Origin of the sequence: Leisingera sp. JC11, from assembly GCF_040704725.1 — a bacterium.
In the GTDB taxonomy this organism is placed as follows: Bacteria; Pseudomonadota; Alphaproteobacteria; order Rhodobacterales; family Rhodobacteraceae; genus Leisingera.
On record NZ_JBFCVS010000025.1, the window covers coordinates 1 to 25,150 of the forward strand.

At 64.5% G+C, this 25,150-nt stretch carries 27 protein-coding genes, 1 tRNA gene and 1 pseudogene; 15 read left to right on the forward strand and 14 right to left on the reverse strand.

The genetic code is table 11. The features are described from left to right. Positions 1 to 95: pseudogene (locus AB1A62_RS19480) on the forward strand (integrase); the annotation flags it as partial. Positions 96 to 220: 125 nt separating this feature from the next. Here AB1A62_RS19480 and AB1A62_RS19485 read toward each other — a convergent pair. Next, positions 221 to 1,342, reverse strand: a complete 1,122-nt coding sequence (locus AB1A62_RS19485; RefSeq protein WP_366663133.1) for an acetoin utilization protein AcuC — start codon at positions 1,340 to 1,342, stop codon at positions 221 to 223. Between the two features lie 174 nt (positions 1,343 to 1,516). Here AB1A62_RS19485 and AB1A62_RS19490 point away from each other — a divergent pair, with 174 nt between their 5' ends. Genes AB1A62_RS19490 through AB1A62_RS19505 form a run of 4 tightly spaced genes read left to right on the forward strand, consistent with a single transcriptional unit; the run spans position 1,517 to position 6,324 of the window. Then, positions 1,517 to 2,464 carry an ABC transporter permease gene (locus AB1A62_RS19490; protein WP_366663134.1) on the forward strand — a complete coding sequence of 316 codons (948 nt, stop codon included), beginning with the start codon at positions 1,517 to 1,519 and terminating at the stop codon, positions 2,462 to 2,464. After that, positions 2,461 to 3,276, forward strand: coding sequence for an ABC transporter permease (locus AB1A62_RS19495; RefSeq protein WP_366663135.1), 816 nt, complete (start codon positions 2,461 to 2,463; stop codon positions 3,274 to 3,276). Before AB1A62_RS19490 ends, AB1A62_RS19495 begins: the two co-directional genes overlap by 4 nt. Beyond that, entirely contained in the window at positions 3,273 to 4,880 is a 1,608-nt protein-coding gene (locus AB1A62_RS19500) for a dipeptide ABC transporter ATP-binding protein (protein WP_366663136.1), read from the forward strand. Before AB1A62_RS19495 ends, AB1A62_RS19500 begins: the two co-directional genes overlap by 4 nt. Beyond that, a complete protein-coding gene (locus tag AB1A62_RS19505) occupies positions 4,873 to 6,324 on the forward strand; it encodes an aldehyde dehydrogenase family protein (RefSeq protein ID WP_366663137.1) in 1,452 nt (483 codons plus the stop codon). The genes AB1A62_RS19500 and AB1A62_RS19505 overlap by 8 nt, the downstream gene beginning before the upstream one ends. Before the next feature lie 79 nt (positions 6,325 to 6,403). Here the strand turns inward: AB1A62_RS19505 and pncB are convergent, their stop codons facing one another. From pncB to pncA, 3 genes are all read right to left on the reverse strand, one after another. Continuing rightward, positions 6,404 to 7,693 carry a nicotinate phosphoribosyltransferase gene (pncB, locus tag AB1A62_RS19510; protein ID WP_366663138.1) on the reverse strand — a complete coding sequence of 430 codons (1,290 nt, stop codon included), beginning with the start codon at positions 7,691 to 7,693 and terminating at the stop codon, positions 6,404 to 6,406. A 62-nt stretch (positions 7,694 to 7,755) separates the two neighbouring features. Then, positions 7,756 to 9,987, reverse strand: coding sequence for an ATP-binding protein (locus tag AB1A62_RS19515; protein WP_366663139.1), 2,232 nt, complete (start codon positions 9,985 to 9,987; stop codon positions 7,756 to 7,758). A gap of 102 nt (positions 9,988 to 10,089) precedes the next feature. Continuing rightward, the gene (gene pncA / locus AB1A62_RS19520; protein WP_366663140.1) at positions 10,090 to 10,686 is read right to left on the reverse strand and encodes a bifunctional nicotinamidase/pyrazinamidase; all 597 of its coding nucleotides are present in this window, start codon (positions 10,684 to 10,686) and stop codon (positions 10,090 to 10,092) included. 177 nt (positions 10,687 to 10,863) lie between these two features. On the opposite strand from pncA, the gene AB1A62_RS19525 reads away from it, so the two are divergent. Then, positions 10,864 to 11,775 carry a rhodanese-related sulfurtransferase gene (locus tag AB1A62_RS19525; protein ID WP_366663141.1) on the forward strand — a complete coding sequence of 304 codons (912 nt, stop codon included), beginning with the start codon at positions 10,864 to 10,866 and terminating at the stop codon, positions 11,773 to 11,775. 109 nt (positions 11,776 to 11,884) lie between these two features. Here AB1A62_RS19525 and AB1A62_RS19530 read toward each other — a convergent pair whose 3' ends face one another. The 8 genes from AB1A62_RS19530 to AB1A62_RS19565 form a co-directional block, all read right to left on the reverse strand. After that, the gene (locus AB1A62_RS19530) at positions 11,885 to 12,553 is read right to left on the reverse strand and encodes a cytochrome c3 family protein (RefSeq protein ID WP_174149011.1); all 669 of its coding nucleotides are present in this window, start codon (positions 12,551 to 12,553) and stop codon (positions 11,885 to 11,887) included. Continuing rightward, a complete protein-coding gene (locus AB1A62_RS19535) occupies positions 12,553 to 13,023 on the reverse strand; it encodes a nitrate reductase cytochrome c-type subunit (RefSeq protein WP_366663142.1) in 471 nt (156 codons plus the stop codon). The genes AB1A62_RS19530 and AB1A62_RS19535 overlap by 1 nt, the downstream gene beginning before the upstream one ends. A gap of 8 nt (positions 13,024 to 13,031) precedes the next feature. Then, positions 13,032 to 15,530 (reverse strand): nitrate reductase catalytic subunit NapA, encoded by a 2,499-nt coding sequence (gene napA / locus AB1A62_RS19540; RefSeq protein ID WP_366663143.1) that lies wholly within the window; start codon positions 15,528 to 15,530, stop codon positions 13,032 to 13,034. After that, complete coding sequence (locus tag AB1A62_RS19545) at positions 15,527 to 15,805, reverse strand: chaperone NapD (RefSeq protein WP_366663144.1); 279 nt, start codon at positions 15,803 to 15,805, stop codon at positions 15,527 to 15,529. The genes napA and AB1A62_RS19545 overlap by 4 nt, the downstream gene beginning before the upstream one ends. Then, entirely contained in the window at positions 15,802 to 16,317 is a 516-nt protein-coding gene (locus AB1A62_RS19550; protein ID WP_366663145.1) for a ferredoxin-type protein NapF, read from the reverse strand. The genes AB1A62_RS19545 and AB1A62_RS19550 overlap by 4 nt, the downstream gene beginning before the upstream one ends. 12 nt (positions 16,318 to 16,329) lie before the next feature. Further along, positions 16,330 to 16,479 carry a periplasmic nitrate reductase, NapE protein gene (gene napE / locus AB1A62_RS19555; RefSeq protein WP_065268982.1) on the reverse strand — a complete coding sequence of 50 codons (150 nt, stop codon included), beginning with the start codon at positions 16,477 to 16,479 and terminating at the stop codon, positions 16,330 to 16,332. Positions 16,480 to 16,623: 144 nt separating this feature from the next. Beyond that, positions 16,624 to 16,824: a hypothetical protein gene (locus AB1A62_RS19560; protein WP_366663146.1), complete on the reverse strand. Its 201-nt coding sequence runs from the start codon at positions 16,822 to 16,824 to the stop codon at positions 16,624 to 16,626. A 246-nt stretch (positions 16,825 to 17,070) separates the two neighbouring features. Further along, positions 17,071 to 17,145: transfer RNA gene (locus AB1A62_RS19565), tRNA-Thr, on the reverse strand. An 85-nt stretch (positions 17,146 to 17,230) separates the two neighbouring features. Here AB1A62_RS19565 and AB1A62_RS19570 point away from each other — a divergent pair. From AB1A62_RS19570 to hisD, 5 genes are all read left to right on the forward strand, one after another. Continuing rightward, positions 17,231 to 17,386 carry a hypothetical protein gene (locus tag AB1A62_RS19570; protein ID WP_222504739.1) on the forward strand — a complete coding sequence of 52 codons (156 nt, stop codon included), beginning with the start codon at positions 17,231 to 17,233 and terminating at the stop codon, positions 17,384 to 17,386. A gap of 6 nt (positions 17,387 to 17,392) precedes the next feature. Next, positions 17,393 to 18,664, forward strand: coding sequence for a UDP-N-acetylglucosamine 1-carboxyvinyltransferase (murA, locus tag AB1A62_RS19575; protein ID WP_366663147.1), 1,272 nt, complete (start codon positions 17,393 to 17,395; stop codon positions 18,662 to 18,664). Further along, positions 18,661 to 19,137: a DUF2948 family protein gene (locus AB1A62_RS19580; protein WP_366663148.1), complete on the forward strand. Its 477-nt coding sequence runs from the start codon at positions 18,661 to 18,663 to the stop codon at positions 19,135 to 19,137. Before murA ends, AB1A62_RS19580 begins: the two co-directional genes overlap by 4 nt. A 3-nt stretch (positions 19,138 to 19,140) precedes the next feature. After that, complete coding sequence (locus AB1A62_RS19585) at positions 19,141 to 19,653, forward strand: GNAT family N-acetyltransferase (protein WP_366663149.1); 513 nt, start codon at positions 19,141 to 19,143, stop codon at positions 19,651 to 19,653. A 123-nt stretch (positions 19,654 to 19,776) separates the two neighbouring features. Next, positions 19,777 to 21,078 (forward strand): histidinol dehydrogenase, encoded by a 1,302-nt coding sequence (hisD, locus tag AB1A62_RS19590; RefSeq protein WP_366663150.1) that lies wholly within the window; start codon positions 19,777 to 19,779, stop codon positions 21,076 to 21,078. Positions 21,079 to 21,160: 82 nt separating this feature from the next. On the opposite strand, the gene AB1A62_RS19595 is transcribed toward hisD, so the two are convergent. Next, positions 21,161 to 21,919 (reverse strand): SDR family oxidoreductase, encoded by a 759-nt coding sequence (locus AB1A62_RS19595; RefSeq protein ID WP_366663151.1) that lies wholly within the window; start codon positions 21,917 to 21,919, stop codon positions 21,161 to 21,163. A gap of 160 nt (positions 21,920 to 22,079) precedes the next feature. On the opposite strand from AB1A62_RS19595, the gene AB1A62_RS19600 reads away from it, so the two are divergent. From AB1A62_RS19600 to AB1A62_RS19615, 4 genes are read left to right on the forward strand one after another with little or no spacing between them, the layout of a single operon-like run. Next, positions 22,080 to 22,559 (forward strand): UPF0262 family protein, encoded by a 480-nt coding sequence (locus tag AB1A62_RS19600; protein WP_174149000.1) that lies wholly within the window; start codon positions 22,080 to 22,082, stop codon positions 22,557 to 22,559. A 3-nt stretch (positions 22,560 to 22,562) separates the two neighbouring features. Then, entirely contained in the window at positions 22,563 to 23,021 is a 459-nt protein-coding gene (locus tag AB1A62_RS19605) for a low molecular weight phosphatase family protein (protein WP_366663152.1), read from the forward strand. Beyond that, the gene (locus tag AB1A62_RS19610) at positions 23,018 to 23,416 is read left to right on the forward strand and encodes a ketosteroid isomerase-related protein (protein WP_366663153.1); all 399 of its coding nucleotides are present in this window, start codon (positions 23,018 to 23,020) and stop codon (positions 23,414 to 23,416) included. Before AB1A62_RS19605 ends, AB1A62_RS19610 begins: the two co-directional genes overlap by 4 nt. Continuing rightward, on the forward strand, positions 23,413 to 24,000 hold the full coding sequence (locus tag AB1A62_RS19615; RefSeq protein WP_366663154.1) for a GNAT family N-acetyltransferase: 588 nt from the start codon (positions 23,413 to 23,415) through the stop codon (positions 23,998 to 24,000). The genes AB1A62_RS19610 and AB1A62_RS19615 overlap by 4 nt, the downstream gene beginning before the upstream one ends. 37 nt (positions 24,001 to 24,037) lie before the next feature. Here the strand turns inward: AB1A62_RS19615 and AB1A62_RS19620 are convergent, their stop codons facing one another. Then, the gene (locus AB1A62_RS19620; RefSeq protein ID WP_366663155.1) at positions 24,038 to 24,958 is read right to left on the reverse strand and encodes a hypothetical protein; all 921 of its coding nucleotides are present in this window, start codon (positions 24,956 to 24,958) and stop codon (positions 24,038 to 24,040) included. Positions 24,959 to 25,150: the final 192 nt, after the last annotated feature.

Here is a 25,150-nt window from a genome sequence, read left to right on the forward strand (position 1 = left end):
CGATTTGCGACCGCTTAAACGACACACCTAGAAAATGCCTCGGGTGGCGCACACCGGCTGAAGCGTTCAGGGACGAACTCATGAAACTGAGATAGCAGGAAACGTCGCAACGACCCTTGAGCCTTCACCCATTGGCTACGCAGCCATCGTCGGATTTGCCGTTCTGAAGTTCCTGGTCACATCCTGAACGAACCGCGCCCAGCGCGGCGCTGATGCTGCGCTAGCCCCTGAAATACCTGTCCCGCAGATAGGCCACCCGTTCCCGGACCGCCTGCCGCACCGGCCCGCCGCGCGGATGGTCCCTGAGCGTGGTGAACCAATGCTCCGGCGGGGTGCGGCCCAGCCGGTTGCCGTTGAACTCCAGCCCGCGCAGCACCGCTTCGCCTTCTGCGGGCAGCCGCTCCGGCACCTCAATGCCGTTCAGCGTTGCCCAGACCCCGGTCCAGAGCCGCCCCACCGACCACGGGTTATAACCGCCGCCGCCCAGCACCAGAAAACGCGGCGCCATCCCCATCAGCGCCCGCACCACCGCCCAATGGGCGTTGTTCGACAGGTCCAGATGCGGCAGCGGATCTTCGGTCACCGCATCCGCACCGCATTGCAGCACGATGGCGTCGGGCGCGAAGGCTTCCACCGCCGGCAGGATCAGTTCGCCGCGGATATGGGCCATCTCATCATCGTTGAAGCCGCGCGGCACCGGCAGGTTCAGGGCCGAGCCGCCCGCGTCCTCCGTCAGCCTGCCGGTCTTGGGCCAGAGGTTTTCCTCATGCACCGAGATCATCAGCATGTCCCTGTCGCCGGCAAAGCCGTGCTCCACCCCGTCGGCGTGATGCGCGTCGATGTCCACATAGGCGATCCGCTGCGCGCCGTGGTGGCGCAGCGACAGCATCGCCAGCACCGGATCATTCAGATAGCAGAAGCCGTTGGCCCGGTCCGGCATCCCGTGATGGGTGCCGCCGGCCGGGTTATAGATGATGCCGCCATCCGCCAGCAGTTCGCCCGCCAGAATCGATCCGCCAGCGGCGGTGGCCGGGCGGCGGAAGATCTCCGGAAACACCGGATTGGAGATGGTGCCGAGATGATGCCGCGCGCGCACCTCCGCGCTCACCTCCTGCGCCGCTTCCGCCGCCTGCAGCGCCGCGATGTATTCGGGCGTGTGCCAGACGGTCAGCGCTGCCGGCTTGGCGCGGGGCGAGTTCACATAGACCGCGTCCGGCAGCCAGCCCAGCGCGCAGGACAGGTCCATCACGGTCGAAACCCGCGGCACCCGCAGAGGGTGGGTGCGGCCATAAGATGAGCCGCGGTAGATTTCCGATCCGATGAACAGGGGGCGGGACAGCATGTGACTGTGATAGCCGGTTTCCCGGCATAGCCAAAGCCCGAGCCAGGCGCCCTAGGCGTGTTTCCGGCCGGATTGCGCACAACCTCTTGACGCTGCGCCTTTTTCAACCTTTGCGACGGGTTTCCCTCCGCCTCCCTCTGGACCCGTTCCCCGCAGGCTCCTAACGTGGCAGCCATGCTGCGCTATGCCCTGAAACGCCTGTTGTCGCTGATCCTCAGCCTGGCTGTTGCCTCGCTGGTGATCTTCCTCGTGGTGGAGGTAGCGCCGGGCGACCCGGCATCGTTCATGCTGGGGGTCAACGCGCAGCCTGATACCGTGGCCGCGCTACGGGCGGAGCTGGGGCTGGATCAGGGCAAGCTGGCCCGCTACCTCAGCTGGGCGGCGGGCATGCTGAGCGGCGATTTCGGCACCTCCTACACCTACCGCACGCCGGTTGCGGGCATGATCGCAGACCGGCTGTGGGTGTCGCTGCCGCTGGCGCTCTATGCGCTGACGCTTTCGACGCTGATTGCCTTTCCGGCCGGCATCTATGCCGCCGCCCGCCGCGGCAAGCCGGGCGATATGGCAGTGATGGGCGCCACCCAGCTGGGCGTCGCGGTGCCGAACTTCTGGTTTGCGATGATGCTGGTCCTGATCTTTGCCATCAACCTGCGCTGGTTCGGCGCGGGCGGGTTTCCGGGCTGGGAGGCTGGTCTTTTGAGCGGCCTCCATGCGCTCACCCTGCCCGCCATCGCGCTGGCGCTGCCGCAGGCGGCAATCCTGACCCGCGTCATGCGCTCTGCCCTGCTGGACATTCTGGGCGAGGATTTCATGCGCACCGCCCGCGCCAAGGGTCTGACCCGGAACCAGGCGCTGTGGCGGCACGGCGTGCGCAACGCGCTGATCCCGGTGCTGACCATCATCGGCCTGCAGTTCTCCTTCCTGCTGGCAGGCGCCATCATCATTGAGCAGGTGTTCTACCTGCCCGGCCTCGGGCGGCTGGTGTTCCAGGCGATCTCCTCGCGCGATCTGATCGTGGTGGAGTCGGTGGTGATGCTACTGGTCTTTGCCGTCATCACGGTGAATTTCCTGATCGATCTCGCCTATGCGCTGGTCGACCCGCGCCTCAGGAGCCGGACATGACCCGCAACCTGATCCTTGGCGCGGCGCTGTCCTCGCTGGTGCTGCTGGCGGCGGCGGTGTCGTTCCTATGGACACCCTTCGACCACGCTGCAATGAACATCCCGGCCAAGCTGCAGACGCCGAATGCGCAGCACTGGCTGGGCACCGATCATTTCGGCCGCGACCTCATGTCGATGATCATGGTCGGCGCCCGCACCTCCATCGCCGTGGCGCTGGTGGCGGTTGGCATCGGCATGGGCGCAGGTGTGCCGCTTGGGCTGGCCGCTGCTGCACGCAAGGGATCGTGGCTGGATGAATTGATCATGCGCGGCAACGATCTGGTCTTTGCCTTCCCCTCGCTGGTGATCGCCATCCTGATCACCGCCGTGCTTGGCGCTGGCGCTGTCAACGCCATCATCGCCATCGGCATCTTCAACATCCCTGTCTTTGCCCGCATCACCCGCGGCGCAGCTTTGTCCCTGTGGGAGCGCGAGTTCATCCTGGCCGCCCGCGTCGCGGGCAAAGGCGCGGCGCGGATCTCAGCCGAGCATATCCTGCCCAATGTGATGAACCTGCTGATCGTGCAGGGCACCATCCAGTTCTCGCTGGGCATCCTGGCGGAGGCGGGCCTAAGCTATGTCGGCCTTGGCGCCCAGCCGCCCACCCCCAGCTGGGGGCGGATGCTGGCCGATGCGCAGACCATGGTCAGCTTTGCGCCGCATCTGGCACTGGTGCCGGGCACGGCGATCATCCTTACCGTGCTGGGGCTGAACCTGCTGGGCGATGGCCTGCGCGATTATCTGGATCCGAAACTCAGGGTGGCACGCACATGACGCTTCTTGATATCACCAGCCTGTCGCTGAAGATCGGCGCCTTCCAGGTGCTGAAGGATGTGTCCTTCCACGTTGATCCGGGCGAGATTGTTGCTGTCACCGGCGAGAGCGGCTCGGGCAAGTCGATGACCGCACTCGCCATCATGCAGCTGCTGCCGGATCTGGCGGAGGCCAGCGGCTATATCACCCTGGAGGGCACTCAACTGCTGGAGCAGTCCGAGGACCGGATGTGCGCGATCCGCGGCCAGTCCGCCGGAATGGTGTTCCAGGAGCCGATGACCGCGCTGAACCCTGTGAAAACCATCGGCGAGCAGGTGATGGAAACCATCCTGATCCACAAAGCGATGCCGCGGGAGCAGGCCGAGGCCCGCGCGCACGAGGTGCTGGAGCGGGTCGGGCTGCCGCAGGACCGCTTTCCGCTCAGCCGCTATCCGCATGAGCTGTCGGGCGGCCAGCGGCAGCGGGTGGTGATCGCCATGGCCATCGCCCTGCGCCCGAAACTGCTGATCGCGGATGAGCCGACCACGGCACTGGATGTGACCACCCAAGCGCAGATCCTGGAGCTGCTGAAGGACCTGGTGCAGGACTATGGCATGGGGCTGCTGATCATCACCCATGATCTGGCCGTGGTGGCGGATCTGGCCGACCGGATCGTTGTCATGCGCCATGGCGAGGTGGTGGAGACCGGCCACACGGACTGGCTCCTGCGCAACATGCGCCACCCCTACACGCGGATGCTGTTTGAGGCCTCCAGCCATCAGGTGGCTTTGCCACAGCCGCCTGCCCCGGCGCCGCTGCTGGACGTCAGGAACGCGGTGCGCGACTACAAAACCCCACGCGAATCGCTGCTTGCCAAACCCGGCACCTTCCGCGCCGCGAACAATGTCTCCTTCACCCTGAACCGCGGCGAACGGCTGGGGCTGGTGGGTGAGTCGGGTTGCGGAAAATCGACCCTAACAAGGGCAATTCTGGGGCTGGAGCCGCTACAGGGCGGGGAGATTCGTCTCGACGGGGAACTTGTAACGACTCACCTGAAGCCAGCGATCCGGCGCAAAGTTCAGGTGGTGTTCCAGGACCCCTACGGCAGCTTCAACCCGCGCCACCGGGTGGAGCGGCTGATCACCGAACCATTCTACACGCTGGCTGATCCGCCCGCCGGGACGGCGCGCAGTGATCTGATTGCCGAAACCCTGAGAGCCGTCGGGCTGACGCCGGAAGATGCCGGTAAATACATCCACCAGTTCTCCGGCGGCCAGCGCCAGCGCATCGCCATTGCCCGCGCCCTGATCACAAGGCCGGAGCTGATCATCTTCGACGAGGCGGTCTCTGCCCTCGACGTTTCGGTCCGCGCCCGCATCCTCGACCTGCTGGCGGAGCTGTGCGCGGCCTATTCCCTGACCTATCTGTTCATCAGCCACGACCTGAGCGTTGTGCGCACGATCACCGACCGCTGCCTGGTGATGAAACAGGGCGAAATCGTCGAGCAGGGCGAAACCGAAGCCGTGTTCAGCAACCCGCAGCACCCCTACACCCGTCAGCTGATCGCAGCAGCGCCGGTGCTGCGCGATCTGTCCGATCCCGAAAGGAGCCCCCAGCATGTCTGATCCCCTCTGGTTCGATCCCGCGCTCTGCCTGATTGGCGGCAAGTGGCTGCCCGCGGCCAGCGGCGGCACCCTGCCGCTGGTGAACCCCTCCGACGGCAGTGAAATCTGCCAGATCGCCCGCGGCGGCGCGGCGGATATCGAGGCCGCGGTGCTGAAAGCGGAGGCGGCGCTGGACGGCACCTGGGGCCGCATGACCGCACTGGAGCGGGGCCGCATCCTGACCCGCATCGGCCAGTTCGTGCTGGAGCGGGTGGAGCTGCTGGCCGCGATTGAGGCGATGGACGTGGGCAAGCCGCTGACCCAGGCCCGCGCCGACGCGGTGGCGCTGGCGCGCTATTGCGAGTTCTACGGCGGCGCGGCGGACAAAGTGATGGGGGAGACCATCCCCTATTTGGATGGCTACACCGTCTACACCCTGCGCGAGCCGCATGGGGTGACCGGCCATATCGTGCCCTGGAACTATCCGATGCAGATCATCGGCCGCTCTGTCGGCGCGGCGCTGGCGATGGGCAATGCCTGCGTGCTGAAACCGGCCGAGGAGGCCTGCCTGACCGCGCTGGCCTTTGCCCATATCGCCATGGAGGCCGGGCTGCCCGCCGGTGCGCTGAACGTGGTGCCGGGACTGGGGGCTGAGGCCGGCGCGGCGCTGGCTGGGCATCCCTGCGTGCATCACATCTCCTTCACCGGATCGGTCAGAACCGGCGCGCTGGTGCAGCAGGCGGCGGGGGCAAATGTGGTGCCGGTGACGCTGGAGCTGGGGGGCAAGTCCCCGCAGCTGGTGTTCGACGATGCCGATCTGGAGGCGGCCCTGCCGTTCTTGGTGAACGCGGGCATCCAGAACGCGGGCCAGACCTGTTCCGCGTCCTCGCGCATTCTGGTGCAGCGCGGGGTTTACGAGGAGGTGAAGACGCGGATGGCAGCGGCCTATGGCGCGCTCACCGTGGGGCCGGCAGCTGAGGACCTGCGGGTCGGGCCGCTGATTTCCGCCCGGCAGAAGCAGATCGTCGAAGACTACCTCAAACAGGGCGCGGACCTGCCGGTGGCGGCACAGGGGGCAATCGTTACCAATGCGCCAGAAAGCGGCGCCTATGTGCGCCCCACCCTGTTTTCGGACGTGCCGGAGGATCACGCGCTGGCGCGGGAGGAAATCTTTGGCCCGGTGCAGGTGCTGATCCCGTTCGACACCGAAGAAGACGCGCTGCGGATTGCCAATGCCACCGAGTACGGCCTGGTCGCCAGCGTCTGGACCCGCGACGGAGCACGGCAGATGCGGCTGGCGAAACGGCTGCGCGCCGGGCAGGTCTTCATCAACAATTACGGCGCCGGCGGCGGGGTGGAGCTGCCGTTCGGCGGCGTCGGCAAATCCGGCCACGGACGCGAGAAAGGCTTTGAGGCGCTTTACGGGTTCTCGCAGCTCAAGACTGTGGCGGCGCATCACGGCTGAGCGCGCGCCTCTTTCATCCTTCCAAAATACTCCGGGGGTGAGGCCCCAGGCCGTAGGGGCGGCGCCCCCTCTTCTGCCCTCAAACGATTACCGCCTGCCGCTCCTGCTTGCCGACGCCGAAAACGCGCTTGTAGCGCTCGATCTCGTCTTTCGGACCCATCGCCTTTTCCGGGTTGTCGGACAGTTTCACCGTGGGCCGCCCGTTGGCCGCAACCGCCTTGCAGACCAGCGAGAACGGCGCCAGCGCGTCATCCGGCACCAGCTTGCGGAAGTCGTTGGTCAACAGCGTACCCCAGCCGAACGAGACCTTGGTACGGTCCGAGAATTGCGCGTGCAGGTCCTGGATCTGCTGCACGTCCAACCCATCGGAGAAGATCACCCGTTTCTCCGCCGGATCCTCGCCGCGGTCCTTCCACCAGTTGATCGCCACCTCGGCACCCTTGACCGGATCGCCGCTGTCGATGCGGATGCCGGTCCAGCCGGCCAGCCAGTCCGGCGCGCGGTCGAGGAATCCTTCAGTGCCGTAGGTGTCGGGCAGGATGATGCGCAGGTTGCCCTCGTGCTCGTCATGCCAGTCGGACAGAACGTCATAAGGGGCCTGGGCCAGTTCCGCGTCGCTGTCCGCCAGCGCCGAATAGACCATCGGCAGTTCATGGGCATTGGTGCCGATAGCCTCCACCTCGCGGCGCATGGCGATGAGGCAGTTGGAGGTGCCGGTGAATTTCTCGCCCAGGCCCTCGATCATCGCCTGCACGCACCAGTCCTGCCAGAGAAACGAGTGGCGGCGGCGGGTGCCGAAATCGGCGATGGTGAGCCCGTCCACTTCGCGCAGGCGTTCGATCTTTTCCCAGACACGGGTCATGGCGCGGGCGTACAGCACCTGCAGCTCGAACCGGCCCATCCGGTCCAGCACCGCGCGGCTGCGCAGCTCCATCAGAACCGCCAGCGCCGGGATTTCCCACAGCATGACCTCGTGCCACTTGCCCTCAAACGTCAGCTCGTACTGGTCGCCCTTGCGCTCCAGATGGTAGGGCGGCAGGCGCAGCCCCTCGAACCACTCCATGAAATCGGGGCGGAACATCTGCCGCTTGCCATAAAATGTATTGCCGCGCAGCCAGGTGCTTTCGCCGCGGCTGAGCGACAGCGAGCGGATGTGATCGAGCTGTTCGCGCAACTCGCCCTCGTCAATCAGTTTTGCCAGCGGCACCTGCGCGGAGCGGTTGATCAGCGAGAAGGTCACGGTGGTGTCCGGCTTGTTGCGGAACACCGACTGGCACATCAGAAGCTTATAGAAATCAGTGTCGATCAGCGACCGGACGATCGGATCGATCTTCCATTTGTGATTGTAGACGCGGGTTGCAATGTCCACCGGCGGCCTCGTGCATAAGGGTCACTGATTGATAGGACAGCCCGGCAGCCGGGGCAAGGAGATCAGCCCGCGCGGCGGCTTTGCGCCTGCGGCGCCAGCTTGGCCAGCAGGTCCAGCAGCTTGGCTTTGCTGATCGGCTTGCTCATGAATTCGTCCATGCCCGCGGCCAGGCAGGCCTTGCGGTCGGACTCGAAGGCATTGGCCGTCAGGGCGACAATGGCAGGCTGCGGCCGGGGCAAGGCCCGGATTGCCCGGGTTGCCTCCAGCCCGTCCATTTCCGGCATCGACATGTCCATCAGGATGATGTCGGGCGCAAAGTCTTCGAATCGCGCCACCGCCTCGCGGCCATCCTGCGCGAAGGCCAGTTCGACAGGCGTGGCGTGCAGGAACTTCTCCACCAGCAGCCGGTTCACGGCGTTGTCCTCAGCCACCAGCACCCGCAGCCCGTCCAGCGCCGCCGGATCGCTTGCTTCCTCAGCCGCCGGCAGCGGTGCGGCGTTTTCCGCCTGCGCGTCCTCCAGGTGCAGCCGCACCGCAAAGCAGGAGCCGGTGCCCAATTCCGAGGACACCGCAATGCCGCCGCCCATGGCCTCTGCCAGGCGCCGGGAGATGGCCAGCCCCAGGCCGGTGCCGCCGAACCGCCGGCTGATTGCGGCATCCGCCTGCGAGAACCGCTCGAACACATCGGCCAGCTTCTCCTCGGCGATGCCGATGCCGGTGTCGGTCACGGTGAAGGTCAGCTCATACCCGCGCGCCGCGGGAGCGCCGCCCAGCGCCACGGCCACCCCGCCCTGTTTGGTGAACTTGATGGCGTTGCCGGCAAGGTTCATCAGGATCTGCCGGATCCGCCTGTCATCCCCGTGCAGCTGCGCAGGAAGGCCGTCCTGGATCTCCAGCGTCAGGTCCAGCCCCTTGGCCGCTGCCTGGGCCTGCAGCAGGCGGACCGTGTTTTCGAAGCTGGCGCGGGGATCGAAATTGACCGGGCTGAGGGCCAGTTCCTCTGCGTCCATCTTGGAGAAGTCGAGGACGTCATCTATCAGGGGCAGCAACATGTCTGCGGAATTGAGGATGGTATCGGCATATAGCGCCTGCTCCTCGCTGAGGCCGCTGTCGCGCAACAGCTGCGCCATGCCGATCACCCCGTTCATCGGGGTGCGGATCTCGTGGCTCATGGTGGCGAGGAAATCGGCCTTGGCGCGGGCGCCGTCTTCTGCCGCGATGCGCGCCTTTTCCAGCTGCCGGGCATGTTCCTTGGCGGCGGTGATGTCGCGCTCCACCGCGATCATGGTTTCGAGCCTGCCGTCGCTGTTCAGCATCGGCACCTGGCTGGTTTCGATCCAGACCAGCCGCCCGTCCTTGCAGCGGTTGCGGATTTCCAGCCGGACCGGGCGGGCATAGCGGACACTGTCCTTCAGCCGCTGAATGGTGGCCGGATCGGTCTCGCCGCTGTTCAGAAGATCACCGGGCAGCCGGCCCAGCGCCTCTTGAAAGGAATAGCCGGTGATGCGGGTGAAACTGTCATTGACCCAGGTGATCCGCCCTTCCCTGTCCATCAGCATCACGCTGTCATTGGCGTTTTCCGCCACCAGCGCCAGGCGCCGGGCCTCCATCCGCTGCTCCTGCAGGCGGTTATTTGCAGCCTCCAGCTGCTGCTGCTGAGCGGCCGTTTCCTGATTGTATTGGCGGGTGTTTTCAAAGGCGCGCCGCCCGTAGGCGGCCAGCCAGAACATGTAGCCGGTCAGGGTGACAACCCCGGCGGCATGCAGCTGCCATTCGGTTGTGAACCCGCCGCCCGCGGTCAGATCGACGCCGAGCATGGCGGCAGGCACGGCACAGAACAGCACCATCCAGACCAGCGAGGCCGCCCGGTGGTACGGCAGGGTGATCGCGGCATTCATCGCGATGCCTGCAAGAAAGGCGATGGAGAACAGAATGTCCAGGTGGTGATCGGTGTCCACACCGGCCTCCACCCAGGGCCAGTACGGCAGCGTGGCGCAGATGCTCATCCCGGCGCCATATACCGCCGCCGACACGGTGGACAGCAGCCGCAACCGCCCTTCCGGAACCCCTTGGGCCGCCAGCACCGGGAGCCGCCGCAGGCAGAAACTGTCGGCGGCGTCGCCGGACAGGGCCGCGAGGAAACCAAGAGCGGCAATGGTCATGTCCGTTGCCAGCCCCAGCAGGAGGCAAACCCCAAAAACAAAAAACTGGCGCGGCCAAAAGGTTTTGTAGCGCCCTTTGGCATAGCGCAGCATCAGCTCCAGAGAGCTGTACTTCCTTTCATAGCTGGCCAATGGGCCGTTATCCGGCCCGTTTCTTGCATCCATCAGTCAGCCTTGCAGTCCGGACTCCCTGCCTGTGTTACCCCCAATTGGTTAATATTTGGAAACTTCAACTCAGGATTGCAGGTGCACCCCTGCCTCCCCCATTTGCGACAGAGCTTCCTGCAGCGAGCCATCCAGGTCGATGGCGCGGCAGGCGGGCAGCTCCACGGTCACTTCGAAACCGAGCCGGGCTGCATCCAATGCGGTGAACGCAACGCAGAAATCGGTGGCCAGCCCGGCCAGGGTCAGCCGGGTGATGCCGCGGCTGCGCAGGTATCCCTCCAGCCCGGTGGGGGTAGTCCGGTCATTTTCGAAGAAGCCCGAGTAGCTGTCGATTTCCGCCCGGAAGCCCTTGCGGATGATCAGGTCGCCATCGGTGCGCAAATCCTTGTGAAACGCAGCACCGTCAGTGCCTTGCACGCAGTGATCGGGCCACAAAACCTGGGTTCCATAGGGCATTTCCGTCGTCTCAAACGGCGCCTTGCCCGCATGGGAAGAGGCAAAGGAGGAATGCCCCGCCGGGTGCCAGTCCTGGGTCAGGATCACCGCATCAAACCGGTCTATCATCGCATTGATGGGGGCCACCACCTCATCCCCGCCGGGCACCGCCAGCGCGCCTCCGGGGCAGAAATCATTCTGCACATCGACAACGATCAGGGCCTGGGTCATCGGCATCTCCTATGCTGGATACACAATATGTAGCGGTGCGGGCGGCTCTTGGGAACTGCTGTTGGAGGCCTGCGGCCCGGCCGGGCGGAAAGATACATCCAAAGCCCTTATTTTATTGGCGCTGCGGGGCGGGTTCTTTCTCTTGAAAACCCGGGCGCATGGTTCTAAGGGCGGGGCATGTACACGATTGCTGCCCTCTATCACTTCACCCGTTTCCCCGATCCCGCCGCGATCAAGCCGGCGCTTCTGGACCTGTGCCAGGCACAGGATGTCAAAGGCTCGCTGCTGCTGGCGCAGGAGGGGATCAATGGCACCATCGCCGGCCCGCGGGCAGGCATCGACGCGGTGCTGGCGCATATCAAGGCGCTGCCGGGCTGTGCGGGGCTGGAGTGGAAAGAGGCGGTGGCTGCCGAGCCGCCGTTTGGCAAGATGAAGGTGCGGCTGAAGAAAGAGATCGTGACCATGGGCCAGCCGGACGTGGATCCGCTGGCCTCTGTCGGGCACTACGTTGAGCCGGAAGAGTGGAACGACCTGATCCGGCAGGACGATGTGGTGCTGATCGACACCCGCAACAATTACGAGGTCGCGATCGGCACCTTCGAGGGCGCGATCGACCCCAAGACCGAGAGCTTCCGCGATTTTCCCGCCTGGTGGGAAGAGAACAAGGACCGCTTCCACAACAAGCGGGTTGCTATGTTCTGCACCGGCGGCATCCGCTGCGAGAAATCCACCAACTACCTGCTGGGCCAGGGCGTTGAGGATGTCTATCACCTGAAGGGCGGCATCCTGCGCTATCTGGAGGAAATGCCCGCCGAGAACAGCACCTGGGAGGGCGAATGCTTTGTCTTCGACAACCGGGTGTCGGTCGGCCACGGGCTGGTCGAAGGCCCGCATGAGCTGTGCCACGGCTGCCGCCGCCCGATCCTGCCGGAGGACAAGGCGCGCCCCGAGTTCGAGCAGGGCGTCAGCTGCCACCTGTGCATCGACCAGACCTCGGAAGAGGACAAGGCGCGGTTCCGCGAGCGTCAAAAGCAGATGAAGCTGGCCCGCGCGCGCGGCGAGGAGCATCTGGGCAGCATCCCGCTGTAAGGCTGGGTCAGAACCGTTTCCTTCCGCGCCACTGGCACAACAGCAGACACTGAAAAGGCCGCTGCCCATCGGGACAGCGGCCTTTTCGTGTTTTGCGGGGCTGGCGGCGTCAGTCGCTGCTCAGGCCCAGGTAGCTGCGGGTGCTGGCCAAGAGGCCTTCGCCGTGCGCCGGTGCCAGCAGGCCTGCATGATCTTCGCCTTCGGCCGCGGCCATGTCGGGCAGCTGGTGGGCGATGCCCTTGTGGCAGTTGATGCAGGTTTTCTCGCCGGTGAACAGGAAGCGCTCATGCGCATCCGCGGCCCGCTTGGACTGGCGGGTGATATCCATCGACTCGTCGGAGTGGCAGTTGCGGCACTCCAGCGAATCGTTCGCCTCAAGCCGCGCCCATTCGTGCTGCGCCAGCTCCAGCCGGTGCTCCAGGAATTTCTCCCGCGTGTTGATGGTGCCGAAGATCTTGCCCCAGACCTCCTTGGACGCCTGCATCTTGCGGGCGATCTTGTTGGTCCAGTTGTGCGGCACGTGGCAGTCCGGGCAGGACGCGCGGACGCCGGAGCGGTTGGAATAGTGGATCGTCGGCTTCAGCTCCTCGAACACGTTGTCGCGCATTTCGTGGCAGCTGGTGCAGAAGGCCTCGGTGTTGGTGACCTCAAGCGCGGTGTTGAAGCCGCCCCAGAAGATGATCCCCATCACAAAGCCGCCCATGGTCAGGAAGCCAAGCGAAAAGTAGGCACTGGGCCGCCTGATGATCCACCAGAGCCGTTTCAGGAAACCAAACATCAATCCGCCCCGCCCTGCTGTGCCTTCACATAGTCGATCACCTTGTCCACATCGACGAACTCATTCTCGACCAGCGGCCGGGCGTTGGTCTGCACCACGTGGCACTGGTTGCAGAAATAGCGCCGCGGGCTGACCGCGCCGAGGGTCTGGCCCTCGCGGTTCATGAAGTGGGTGACCGAGATCATCGGCGCCTGGCTGACCTCCACGGCCGTGCGGCTGTGGCAGGTCAGGCATTTGTTGGAGTTCAGATCGACCTGGTAGTTGTCGGTCTTGTGCGGGACCAGCGGCGGCTGGTCCGGGTAGTTGCGCACCTGGCGGATGTCGGTGTTGACAACACCTGGGATCTGGGTGGCTTCGCCCTGCTCGCCCAGCGGCGCGGTGTTGCGCAGCGTGGCGACCTGGTTCTGGGCGAAAGCTGCCGAGGCCAGCAGGATCGGTGCGGCCAGGATGGCGAGACGGAGATGTTTCATGACGGGCCTCACACTGCTTCGATACGGACTGCGCATTTTTTGAAGTCCGTCTGTTTCGAGATCGGATCGGTGGCGTCCAGCGTGACCTTGTTGATCAGCCGGCGCGCATCGAACCAGGGCACAAAGACCAGGCCTTTGGGCGGTTTGTTGCGGCCGCGGGTTTCCACCCGGGTGCGGATTTCACCGCGCCGCGAGATCACCCGCACCTCGGTGCCGCGCCGGAAGCCCTGCGCCTTGGCGTCATCCGGGTGCATGTAGCAGAGCGCATCCGGGATCGCCTGGTACAGCTCCGGCACCCGCTGGGTCATCGAACCTGAGTGCCAGTGCTCCAGCACGCGGCCGGTGGCCAGCCACATCGGGTATTCGGCATCCGGGCTTTCCGCCGGCGGCTCGTAGGGCAGTGCGAAGATCACCGCCTTGCCGTCGGGCTTGCCGTAGAATTCGAAATCGGAACCCGCCTTCACATAGGGGTCGTAGCCTTCCTTGAAGCGCCACTGGGTTTCCTTGCCGTCAACCACCGGCCAGCGCAGACCGCGGGTTTCGTGGTAGGTGTCGAACGGCGCCAGGTCGTGGGCCTTGCCGCGGCCGAATTCGGCGTATTCCTCGAACAGGCCCTTCTGGATGTAAAAGCCGAAGTCCTCGGATTCGTGGTTGCCGTATTCGCGGGCCTTCTCCGACAGCTCGAACTGGTCGACCTTGCCGTTGGCGAACAGCACCTCGAACAGGGTCTTGCCCTTGTAGTCCGGATTGGCGTCGAGGATTTCGGCCGGCCAGACCTCGTCGGTGGTGAAGCGCTTGGAGAATTCCGCCAGCTGCCACAGGTCGGATTTGGATTCACCCGGCGCGTTGACCAACTGGTACCAGAACTGGGTGCGGCGTTCGGCGTTGCCGTAGGCGCCTTCCTTCTCCACCCACATGGCGGCGGGCAGGATCAGGTCGGCGGCTTCCGCGGTCACCGTCGGATAGGCGTCCGACACCACGATGAAGTTGTCGGGGTTGCGGTAGCCCGGCAGCCCTTCCTCCATCATGTTGGGGGCGGCCTGCATGTTGTTGTTCACCTGCACCCAGTAGCAGTTGATCTTGCCGTCCTTCAGGTCGCGGTTCTGCTTCACGGCGTGGGAGCCGACCCAGCCGGGGATGGTGCCTTCGGGCAGTTTCCAGATCTTCTCGGCATAGGCGCGGTGCTCGGGGTTCTTGACCACCATGTCCGCGGGCAGGCGGTGGGCAAAGGTGCCGACCTCGCGCGCGGTGCCGCAGGCGGAGGGCTGGCCGGTCAGCGAGAAAGGCGAGTTGCCGGGGGTGGAGATTTTGCCGGTCAGCAGGTGGATGTTGTAGATCATGTTGTTGACCCAGACACCGCGGGTGTGCTGGTTCACGCCCATGGTCCAGAGCGACATCACCTTGGTGTCAGGATCGGCATAGAGCTTGGCGATCTTCTCCAGCGTCTCAGCCGGGACACCGGACATTTCCGCGGCTTTTTCAAGCGTGTATTCGGAAACGAACTCGGCAAATTCCTCGAAGGTCATATCCGAGGCGCCGCCGGCCTTGCCCGCGTTCTCGGCCATCTGCTCCAGCGGGTGCTCCGGGCGCAGGCCATAGCCAATGTCCTGGTTGCCGCGCTTGAAGTTCACGTGCTTGGAGACGAAGTCCTCGTTCACCGCGCCGTTCTGGATGATGTAGTTGGCGATGTAGTTCAGCATCACCAGGTCGGTGTGCGGGGTGAACACCGCCGGGATGTCGGCCAGGTCGAAGCTGCGGTGGGTGAAGGTTGACAGCACCGCCACCTTCACATGCGGGTGGCTGAAGCGGCGGTCGGAGATGCGGGTCCACAGGATCGGGTGCATCTCGGCCATGTTCGAGCCCCACAGCACGAAGGCGTCGGCGTTCTCGAAGTCGTCGTAGCAGCCCATCGGCTCGTCAATGCCGAAGGTGCGCATGAAGCCGCCCACCGCGGAGGCCATGCAGTGGCGCGCGTTCGGGTCGATGTTGTTGGAACGGAAACCCGCCTTCATCAGCTTGGAAGCGGCGTAGCCTTCCCAGACGGTCCACTGGCCGGAGCCGAACATGCCGATGCCCTCGGGGCCTTTCTCGGCCAGGGTCTTCTTCCACTTCTCGGCCATGATGTCGAAGGCCTCATCCCAGGAAACCGGGGTGAATTCGCCGTTCTTGTCATATTCGCCGTTGGTCTTGCGCAGCAGAGGCGTGGTCAGGCGGTCGGCGCCATACATGATCTTCGACAGGAAGTAGCCTTTGACGCAGTTCAGGCCGCGGTTGACCTCTGCCTGGGTGTCGCCGTGGGTGGCGACCACGCGGCCGGCCTTGGTGGCGACCATGATGGAGCAGCCGGTGCCGCAGAAGCGGCAGGGCGCCTTGGACCACTTGAGTTCGGTCACGCTGGCATCGGTGACGAGGTTCTGCGCGGCCGCGGGAACCGGCAGGCCGGCGGCAAGCGCCGCAGCTGCGGCAGCCTGCGCCTTGATGGCGTCGCGGCGGGTAAGTCCGGTCATTGGGGGACTCCTTCTTCAATGGCGAGATCCTGCGCATCGCAGGTTTGATGGAAGACAAGCGCCGCGCTGGCGACGCCGTCGAGAAGCTGAATTTTGGCCAGGGCGTCGCCGATGGCCCGGTCGCTGTCCGCCTCGAACAGGACGACGATCTTGCCCGAGGGGTCGGTTTGCGAAATCTCGGCGCGGGGCATGGACTTGATTTCGGCCAGGACGGCCTCCATCTGCGCCGGGTTGCAGCGCACCAGCAGGCTGGAGATATGGATTTCTTCTGTCACGCAGGGATCCTTTGCTGGCGGGGGTCGCGGATTGCGATGGCGTTGTTCGGGCAGGTGGACAGGCAGGCGCCGCAGCCGGTGCAGGCGCCGGCGTCCACCTGGATGGCGCCGACCGGGCGGACCGACAGGTCCATCCGCAGGGCGCGCGGGTCGCAGATGTCGGTGCAGAGCTGGCAGGCAATACCGGCGGCATTCAGGCAGCTGCCGGTGATCTCTACCGAGACCGGCCAGGGCGCCGACTGCTCCAGATCGAACACCGGTTCGGGACAGGCTTCGGCGCAGGCGGCGCAGAAGGTGCATTCGCCGCCGCGGAAACTGATCCGCGGGCGGTTGCGGCTGTCAAACTCGATGATGTTCTCAGGGCAGCTGTCCACGCAGGCATTGCAACTGGTGCAATGCGCCTGCACCCGGGCCTCATCCGTCCAGGGCGGGCGGAATTCCGGATCCGGGCGGGCCACCCTTCCGGTCAGGAAGGCGCGCCGCGAGGGGGCTGTGCTGGCATGTGCTGGCATGTGCCTGGGCCCTTAACCTGTGGGCGGTCCCAGGAAGATCTGCGAGATCCAGATGATCAGGCCGTATCCGCCGACGATTCCCACTGCCAGAACCGGCGCCAGGACCACTGCGAGGAACAGAAAGGTGTTCCTCTCTTCGGCTTTGGTTGGCTGTTCGGACATATGAGTCCTCCTTGGCTAATTTCTTTCACACAGAAGGCTTGCGGCCTAACCGCAGCCTGCTGTGCAAGCTGTGGCAGACTGGCCCGAAACCACCGGATGGCTGTCTAACAGTGATGTCAGATCCACCTTTTCGCCTGGCCGGTCTCAGCGCTGCCAGCGCCACCATGGGAAAGTGCTGCAGCCGCCACCTTGATCTGAATCATTTCGCAGGTGGTTGATTTGAAAAAGATAAATATTCAAAAAAGTGAAACTGATGTACCGCAAGCCGTGCAGGATCGTCAGGCCGCCGATTCGGAAAGCTGCATTGCGCCGGCAGGCGGCCTGCCCCGCAGCTTCCATCTGCATCGCGATTTTTACCTGTTATTCTTGGGCCGTTGCGGGGTGTTTTCGGGCGCCGCCCCCTCAGCTCCCCCACAAAGCAACGCGCCCTGCGGGCATACAACCGATTCGCAGGCCGCAGGCTGTTCCGGTATTCCGGGTTTGCCGCTCAACACCCCCGGTCGGGGCTGCGAAACGCGGAAAAACAGCCCGAAACCGGAACCATGCGCAATGCGGCCAAGTGCGAAATCATTCAGCAATTTCAGAGATTAATGGTGCTGCTGGAGAGAATTGAACTCTCGACCTCTCCCTTACCAAGGGAGTGCTCTACCTCTGAGCTACAGCAGCGCCGGTGAGGGGGCTTTTAGGCATAAACGCGGGGGGGTGCAAGAGCATTCTGGACGGTTTTTTCGCACTAAGTTACAGAAGTCTTATGGCAGAGAAGAAATCACCTAAAAACGACGGTTCCGCAGCTTCGCGCGAAGACCGGCTGAAGGCGGCGCTCAAGGCAAACATGGCCCGGCGCAAGGCACAGGCCAAGGCGCGGGCGGAAAAGCAGGACCAGGACACGGGCAAGAGCGGAGAGTAATTTCAGATGGATTCGATTCTGGTTACGGGCAACGGCCCGCTGAACGGGCAGATCCCGATTGCCGGCGCCAAGAACGCCTGCCTCACACTGATGCCGGCCACGCTGCTGAGCGAGGAGCCGCTGACGCTGACCAACGCGCCACGGCTGAGCGACATCAAGACAATGACGCTGCTGCTGCAGTCCCTGGGCGCCGAAGTCTCCAACCTGCAGGACGGGCAGGTTCTGGCGATGTCGAGCCATGACCTGACCAGCCACGTCGCCGACTATGATATCGTCCGCAAGATGCGCGCCTCGAACCTGGTGCTCGGTCCGATGCTGGCCCGTCTGGGCCAGGCGGTTGTCTCGCTGCCCGGCGGCTGCGCCATCGGCGCCCGGCCGATGGACTTGCACATCCACGGGCTGGAGGCCCTGGGTGCCGAGATCGAGCTGAAGGACGGTTATCTGCACGCCAAGGCGCCCAAGGGCCTGAAAGGCGCAGTGGTGGAGCTGAGCTTTGCCTCTGTCGGGGCGACCGAAAACATCATGATGGCGGCCACGCTCGCCAAGGGCACCACCGTTATCAAGAACGCCGCGCGCGAGCCGGAGATCGTCGACCTGGCCGACTGCCTGCGCAAGATGGGCGCCCAGATCGACGGCGACGGCTCTCCTGACATCACCATCCAGGGTGTCGACCGTCTGCATGGCGCGACTCATCAGGTGGTGACCGACCGGATCGAGCTGGGCACCTATATGCTGGCCCCCGCGATCTGCGGCGGCGAAGTGGAGCTGCTGGGCGGCCGCCGCAGCCTGCTGGAAAGCTTCTGCGCCAAGCTGGAAGCGGCCGGCATCGAGATCTCTGAGGGCAAAAACAGCCTGACCGTCAGCCGCAAGAACGGCCGGGTGCGCGCGGTGGATGTGGTGACCGAACCTTTCCCGGGCTTCCCGACCGACCTGCAGGCGCAGATGATGGCGCTGATGTGCACCGCTGAGGGCACTTCGGTGCTGGAAGAGAAGATCTTTGAGAACCGCTTCATGCACGCGCCGGAACTGGTGCGCATGGGCGCGCAGATCGAGGTCCATGGCGGCCATGCCACCGTGACTGGTGTTGAGAAGCTGAAAGGCGCCCCGGTGATGGCCACCGACCTGCGGGCCTCTGTCTCGCTGATTCTGGCGGGTCTGGCGGCAGAAGGCGAAACCCGGGTCAGCCGGGTCTATCACCTGGACCGCGGCTACGAGCATGTGGTGCGCAAGCTGTCCGGGGTCGGCGCGAAAATCGAGCGGATCAAGGAACAATCATGACCGATGCCAGCTTTGAGGACGGCCGCGAGGCGCCGCTGAACCTGGGCGCATTGGAGGAAGAGGACCTTAAGGTGCTGTCCTCGCTGCTGCAGGACGCGGTGTTTCCGGTGACCGAAATGAGCTGGCGTGCGGCTGAGCGCCGCTTTGCGCTGCTGGTGAACCGGTTCCGCTGGGAAGACCGTGACGCTGCCGAGCGCCGCGGCCGGTCCTACGAACGGGTGCAGTCGCTGCTGGTGATCGACAACGTGCTGGGCGTTTCCTCGCAGGGCGTCGACCGCAAGGACAAGGATCTGGTCCTGTCGCTGCTCTCTGTCAGCTTCGAGCCGGGCGAGGACGGCGCGGGCCATGTGCTGCTGACCCTCGCCGGCGATGGTGCCGTGCGCCTGTCGGTGGAGGCGCTGGAGGTCTCCCTGCGCGATGTCACACGGCCCTACCGGGCACCGTCCGGCCAAGCGCCGGACCACGGCGCCTGAGCCGTGCAGAATAAGCGCGGCATTTCCCAGGCGTTTGCCGCCCCGGCGGCAGCGCTGGAAATCCGCGCCGCCTCGGTTTTTGACGTATTCGCCATGAGCCGGGTTCTGACGGCCTCGATCCGCGATCTGTGCCAGGCCGACCACGGCGGCGATGCCGCCCGGATCGCGGACTGGACCGCCAACAAGACGCCGGGGCAAATCCGCAGCTGGATCGGCGGCCCGGGCCGTTACTGGCTGGCAGAACGCGGCGGAGAGGCCGCTGCCGTGGGCGGGATCGATCCCGATGGCACCATTTCGCTGCTTTATGTCGCCCCTGCCGCAGCCCGCCAGGGCACTGGAGCAGCCCTGCTGGCCCATCTGGAGGCGGAGCTGCTGCGGAATGGCCATTTTGAGGGCCGCCTTAACGCCACCCGCACGGCGCTGGCGTTTTACCGCAAAAACGGCTGGCAAGTGGCGGAAGATGCTGCCGGATGTTGCGGCGCCCCCTGCATTCCGATGCTTAAAGCCTTGGGCTAAGGTTTCTGCCTCTTTGGATTGGCACGCGCCGCCCGTTTGCCTTGCGTCCAATTGCACCGGCTTCACGCATAATTCTTGAGGCTCTGCCCCCTTGCGGATATGCGGGGGCCAAAGGAGATCCCGATGCCGCAGTTTCTGAACACCTCTGAGTCCGGTTTTGAACAATCCTTCACCGCACTGCTGGGCGCCAAACGCGAGGACAGCCCGGATGTGGACGCTATTGTGGCCGGGATCATTGCCGATGTCCGCGCCCGCGGCGATGCGGCGCTGGTGGAACTCACGGCGAAATTCGACCGGCTGGAACTGAAGCCGGCGCAGCTGCGGATCTCTGACGCAGAAGTGGACGCAGCCATCGCCGATGTCCCGGCGGAAGAACGCACCGCACTGGAGCTGGCAGCAGACCGGATCCGCGCCTATCACACGCGCCAGATGCCGCAGGACGCGCAATGGACCGATGAGAGCGGCGCAACGCTGGGCTGGCGATGGTCGGCGGTCTCCGCTGCCGGGCTTTATGTGCCGGGCGGGCTGGCCTCCTACCCCTCCTCGGTGCTGATGAACGCAATCCCCGCCAAGGTTGCCGGTGTGGAGCGGCTGGCGGTCACGGTGCCGGCCCCGGACGGGCAGATCAACCCGCTGGTGCTGCTGGCAGCCAGGATCTCGGGCGTGGATGAGATTTACCGCGTCGGCGGGGCGCAGGCAGTGGCGGCGCTGGCCTATGGCACCGAAAGCATCGCGCCGGTGGACAAGATCACCGGCCCCGGCAACGCCTTTGTCGCCGCCGCCAAGCGCCGGGTGTTCGGCAAGGTCGGCATCGACATGATCGCAGGCCCGTCGGAAATCCTGGTGATCGCGGACAAGGACAACAACCCGGACTGGATCGCATTGGACCTGATGAGCCAGGCCGAACACGATGAAAGCGCCCAGTCGATCCTGATCACTGACGACGAGGGCTTTGGCCGCGCAGTGGCGGAGGCGGTGGACAAGCGCCTGGAAACGCTGGAGCGCCGCGCCATTGCCGGTGCGTCCTGGAAAGACTTCGGCGCGGTGATCACCGTGCGGGACCTGGATGAGGCGGCAGCGCTGTCGAACCGCATTGCGCCGGAGCACCTGGAGCTGTGCGTCGCCGACCCGGTGGCCCTGAGCGAAAAGACGTTTCACGCGGGTGCCATCTTCCTCGGCCAGTACACGCCCGAAGCAATCGGCGATTATGTCGGCGGGCCCAACCATGTGCTGCCGACCGCGCGCTCGGCCCGGTTCTCCTCCGGCCTGTCGGTGATGGATTTCCTCAAGCGCACGACGCTGAGCCAGATGACCCCGGATTCGCTGCGCGCGATTGGCCCTGCGGCCGAGGTGCTGGCGAAAAGCGAGAGCCTGGAGGCGCACGGGCTGTCCGTCACCGCACGGCTGGATGCGCTGAACGGCTAAACAGCGGAGGGGTGCTGCCCCCTCTGCGCACGCCACGCATTCTTCCCGGGGCATTCCGGACCTGCAAGACGCGGCCAGCAGGTCAGTAGTGGGCGGTATAGCCCCCGTCCACGGCCAGCACCTGCCCGGTGATGTAGGACGCGGCCGGCGACGCCAGGAACAGGATGGCGGGGGCCAGCTCCTCCGGTTCGCCCCAGCGGCCCAGCGCGGTGGCGTTTCTGAGCTTCTCTGAAATCGCCGGATCTGCGGCAGCGGCCATGTTGGGCGCTGTCTTGAAGAAGCCCGGGGCGATGGCATTCACGGTGACGCCGCGGGGGCCGAGCTCTGCCGCCAATGCCTTGGTCATACCGTTGATTCCGGCCTTGGCGGTGGTATAGGCCGCGTCGCCGGCCTGCGCGATGAGGCCTGCAATCGACGAGATGTTGATGATGCGCCCCCAGCCCTTGGGCGCCATTTGCGCGGCAGCCAATTGGGACAAGCGGAAGGGCGAGACCAAGTCGACCTCCCACAGAGTTTGCAGGTCAGAGCGGGTGAACTCCTGCAGGCTGCGCCGGTCGCGCTGGCCGACATTGTTGACCAGGATATCCAGCCCGCCTGCTGCCGCGATCTGTGCCATCGACCCGGTGACGGCATTTTCATCCGTGATATCCAGCACCAGCGGCCGGGCGGTGCCGGGCATCCGGGCGAGCGCGGCATCGACCCGCTCCCGGTTGCGCCCGTTGATCCAGACCTCGGCCCCGGCCTCTGCCAGAAGGCAGGCGGCAGCAAAGCCGAGACCATCGGTCGAGCCGGTCACAAGCGCGCGCCGGCCGCTGAGGGAAAACTGTTCAAGACCTGTCATTTCGCTGTCTCCTGCCGACAGCAGCCTGAGACGGGCGGGCGCGGCCTGTCAAGCACTGCCGCAAACGGCCAGGATATTGACGCCCGCTGCTGCATTGCCCCGGGCACGGCGGTGCGATACTCATGGCCGGACGCCCCGCGCATATCAGAGACAAAGACCCATGAGCCGCATCAGCCATATCGAACTGGACGACCGCAACCTGCCGCCCCCGACACCCGAGATCGAGCAGGAGCGCAAGGTGGCGATCTATGACCTGATCGAGGACAACAGCTTTGCCCTGCCGCAGCGGGAGGACCGCGATATCCCGGCCGGCCCCTACCACCTGGGGCTGGCGATCCGCGACAAGCGGCTGGTCTTTGACATCAATACCGAGGCCGGTGAGAAGGCCGCGGAATTCCACCTGTCGCTGTCGCCCTTCCGGCAGGTGGTCAAGGACTACTACCAGATCTGCGAGAGCTATTTCACCGCGGTAAAGACCCTGCCGCCGAGCCAGATCGAAACCATCGACATGGCAAGGCGCGGCATCCACAACGAAGGCAGCCGGGTGCTGCAGGAGCGGCTGGAGGGCAAGGCCGAGGTCGACACCGACACCGCCCGCCGCCTGTTCACCCTGATTTGTGTCCTGCACTTCGGAGGCTGACGCGTGGAGGAGCTGCCGCAGTCCGTTCTGTTCTGTTGCGACCACAATTCGGTCCGCTCTCCGATGGCGGAGGGCATCATGAAGAAATTCTACGGCACCGGCACCTATGTGCAGTCCGCCGGTGTCAAGAACGACATGGAGATCGACGGCTTCTCCATCGCGGTCTGCCAGGAGATCGACGTTGAGCTGTCACGGCACCGGTCGCGCTCATTCGACGAGATGGAGCGCTGGGGCGATGACCTGTCGTCCTTTGACCTGGTGGTGGCGCTGTCGCCCGCCAGCCAGCGGCGGGCGCTGGAACTCACCCGTTTTTTTCACCTCGATGTCGAATATTGGCCGATTATGGACCCTACCGGGCTCGGCGAGACGCGTCAGGCCAAGCTAGATATCTACCGGCAAACACGGGATCAAATCATCCAGCACCTGAAAAACCGCTGGGGTGAACCGACGGAGAGAATATGACCGACACCATCGCGCGCTATTTCGCAGCCTTCAACGCCGGCGACACGGACACCATGCTGGACTGCCTGGACGAGCAGATCGCCCATCACGTCAACGAGGGCAAAATCCGCGTGGGCAAGGAGAAATTCGCGGAATTCTGCGCCCATATGAGCCGCTGCTACAAGGAAGAGCTGACCGATATGGTGATCTTTTCCAGCGAGGACGGCACCCGCGCCGCGGCGGAGTTCATCGTCAATGGCACCTACCTGGTGACCGACGAAGGCCTGCCGGAAGCCAAGGGCCAGACTTATCGCCTGCCGGGCGGGTCGTTCTTTGAGCTGAAGGACGGCAAGATTTCCCGCGTTACCACCTATTACAACCTGGCGGACTGGATCGCCCAGGTTTCCGCCGGATGACCATCCGGGTCGAAGCGATGACCGGCGCGGCGCTGGAAGCCGCGCTGGACGATGTGGCGCGACTGCGGATCAAGGTATTCCGCGCCTGGCCGTATCTCTATGACGGCGACCTGGGGTATGAGCGGGAATACCTGCAAAGCTACCGCGACAGCACCCGCGCCGTGGTGGTCGGCGCCTTTGACGGGGATGCCCTGGTGGGCGCCTCCACCGGCGCGCCGCTGTCCGACCATGCGGATGACTTCGCGGCCGCCTTTGAGGGCACCGGCGTCGATCTGAACGACGTCTTCTACTGCGCCGAATCCGTGCTGCTGCCGGAGTACCGCGGCCATGGCGTCGGCCACGGGTTCTTTGACGCGCGCGAAGCCCATGCCCGCAAGCACGGGTTCAAGAAAACTGCCTTTTGCGGCGTGCAGCGCCCGGCGGACCACCCGCTGCGGCCCGCGGATTACGCGCCGCTGGATCCGTTCTGGCGCAAGCGCGGCTATGCCCCGCTGGACGGTGCCATCGCGCATTTCTCCTGGAAAGACGTGGATCAGGCGGAAGAGACCCGCAAACCGCTGCAGTTCTGGATCCGGGATCTGTGAAAAAACAGGCGCCTAAGCAGGCGCCTGTTTTGTTTGGTCACACGCCTTCGGGGCGCGCGGCCTGGACTTCCTCCAGCGCGATTTTCTGCTGGGCGGCATAAAGCTTTACGGAATCGCGGGCGTCATCGAAGGTGCGCTTGGCTGCCGTCACCGCCCTGCCGGCAGCAACATACTCCTTCTTATTGTAGTCCTCCTGCTTGAACTGTTTGTAGTTCTCGGCCAGCTCCTTGAACAGTTTGGGCAGGGTGCCTTTCACGTTCTTTGCGTGGGCGTCGATCTTATAGGCCTTGGTCAGATCGCGGATGCCCTTGTCGGCCTGCGCTTCGATCTTGGAGCGGTCCGCGCCCTCCTTGTGATAGGCGGACTTCCAAGCCTTTTTGATCGCTTCCAGCTTGTCCAGCGCGGCGTTCACGTCCTTGGAGATGTCGAGGCAGGCGGCTTCGATTTTCTTGGCGCGCACCTCGGCCGCCTTAATCTCCTTGATGATCAGCTTGCGGGTTTCTTCATGCTCTTTCTTGAGCTTGGCCAGATGCTTGTCGGTTTCCTCATTGGCCTTTTCGCGCTTCAGCTGCTCTTTCATCTGCTGCTGTTTGATCTTGTCAGCATTGCGGGCCAGCTCTGCCGCCGCGTTCTCGCGTTTTTCGATCTGCTTGGCATAAGCCAGGCACAGGTCCTTGCTATGGGACTGCAGCTTGCCGCATTTGCCGCGCGCCTTCAGCATCGCATTTGCCAGCATGCTGAAGGCTTGAACAATCTCCGGCATGTTGTCCAGATCCGCCTTGGCCGGATCACCCGACGGCGGCACACCCAGTTTCTCCAGCAGATCCATGTATTTGCCAACACCGCTGCCCTTGCAGGCCCCGGCGCGGTATTCACGCCAGAATTTGGTGCGGAAACCTTTCTTGGGAATGTCGGCGATAACGCCTTTCAGGTTCTTGTCATCAAGCTTGGTTGCCAAGGGAGTGGTCCTTTTTCAAATAAATCAAACGATGATCTGCGCCAGAGAATGGCCAAACAGCCGCGCAACACCAAGATGGAACGCAGGACGCGGCTGTTTCCGTTGCAAAAATGCGCGTCTCTTCCTGAATTTTTCACCGGCCCGGCCAGCAACAGCCGCAACCGGGGCGCCTCAGCGGCTTGCGCCGGGACC

What these genes read in the sequence shown, in the direction of transcription:
- AB1A62_RS19485 (WP_366663133.1), bottom strand. Translation starts at nt 1,342, where the DNA reads ATGCTGTCCCGCCCCCTGTTCATCGGATCGGAAATCTACCGCGGCTCA.
- AB1A62_RS19490 (WP_366663134.1), top strand. Translation starts at nt 1,517, where the DNA reads ATGCTGCGCTATGCCCTGAAACGCCTGTTGTCGCTGATCCTCAGCCTG.
- AB1A62_RS19495 (WP_366663135.1), top strand. Translation starts at nt 2,461, where the DNA reads ATGACCCGCAACCTGATCCTTGGCGCGGCGCTGTCCTCGCTGGTGCTG.
- AB1A62_RS19500 (WP_366663136.1), top strand. Translation starts at nt 3,273, where the DNA reads ATGACGCTTCTTGATATCACCAGCCTGTCGCTGAAGATCGGCGCCTTC.
- AB1A62_RS19505 (WP_366663137.1), top strand. Translation starts at nt 4,873, where the DNA reads ATGTCTGATCCCCTCTGGTTCGATCCCGCGCTCTGCCTGATTGGCGGC.
- pncA (WP_366663140.1), bottom strand. Translation starts at nt 10,686, where the DNA reads ATGACCCAGGCCCTGATCGTTGTCGATGTGCAGAATGATTTCTGCCCC.
- AB1A62_RS19525 (WP_366663141.1), top strand. Translation starts at nt 10,864, where the DNA reads ATGTACACGATTGCTGCCCTCTATCACTTCACCCGTTTCCCCGATCCC.
- AB1A62_RS19530 (WP_174149011.1), bottom strand. Translation starts at nt 12,553, where the DNA reads ATGTTTGGTTTCCTGAAACGGCTCTGGTGGATCATCAGGCGGCCCAGT.
- AB1A62_RS19535 (WP_366663142.1), bottom strand. Translation starts at nt 13,023, where the DNA reads ATGAAACATCTCCGTCTCGCCATCCTGGCCGCACCGATCCTGCTGGCC.
- napA (WP_366663143.1), bottom strand. Translation starts at nt 15,530, where the DNA reads ATGACCGGACTTACCCGCCGCGACGCCATCAAGGCGCAGGCTGCCGCA.
- AB1A62_RS19550 (WP_366663145.1), bottom strand. Translation starts at nt 16,317, where the DNA reads ATGCCAGCACATGCCAGCACAGCCCCCTCGCGGCGCGCCTTCCTGACC.
- napE (WP_065268982.1), bottom strand. Translation starts at nt 16,479, where the DNA reads ATGTCCGAACAGCCAACCAAAGCCGAAGAGAGGAACACCTTTCTGTTC.
- AB1A62_RS19560 (WP_366663146.1), bottom strand. Translation starts at nt 16,824, where the DNA reads ATGCAGATGGAAGCTGCGGGGCAGGCCGCCTGCCGGCGCAATGCAGCT.
- AB1A62_RS19570 (WP_222504739.1), top strand. Translation starts at nt 17,231, where the DNA reads ATGGCAGAGAAGAAATCACCTAAAAACGACGGTTCCGCAGCTTCGCGC.
- murA (WP_366663147.1), top strand. Translation starts at nt 17,393, where the DNA reads ATGGATTCGATTCTGGTTACGGGCAACGGCCCGCTGAACGGGCAGATC.
- AB1A62_RS19580 (WP_366663148.1), top strand. Translation starts at nt 18,661, where the DNA reads ATGACCGATGCCAGCTTTGAGGACGGCCGCGAGGCGCCGCTGAACCTG.
- hisD (WP_366663150.1), top strand. Translation starts at nt 19,777, where the DNA reads ATGCCGCAGTTTCTGAACACCTCTGAGTCCGGTTTTGAACAATCCTTC.
- AB1A62_RS19595 (WP_366663151.1), bottom strand. Translation starts at nt 21,919, where the DNA reads ATGACAGGTCTTGAACAGTTTTCCCTCAGCGGCCGGCGCGCGCTTGTG.
- AB1A62_RS19600 (WP_174149000.1), top strand. Translation starts at nt 22,080, where the DNA reads ATGAGCCGCATCAGCCATATCGAACTGGACGACCGCAACCTGCCGCCC.
- AB1A62_RS19610 (WP_366663153.1), top strand. Translation starts at nt 23,018, where the DNA reads ATGACCGACACCATCGCGCGCTATTTCGCAGCCTTCAACGCCGGCGAC.
- AB1A62_RS19615 (WP_366663154.1), top strand. Translation starts at nt 23,413, where the DNA reads ATGACCATCCGGGTCGAAGCGATGACCGGCGCGGCGCTGGAAGCCGCG.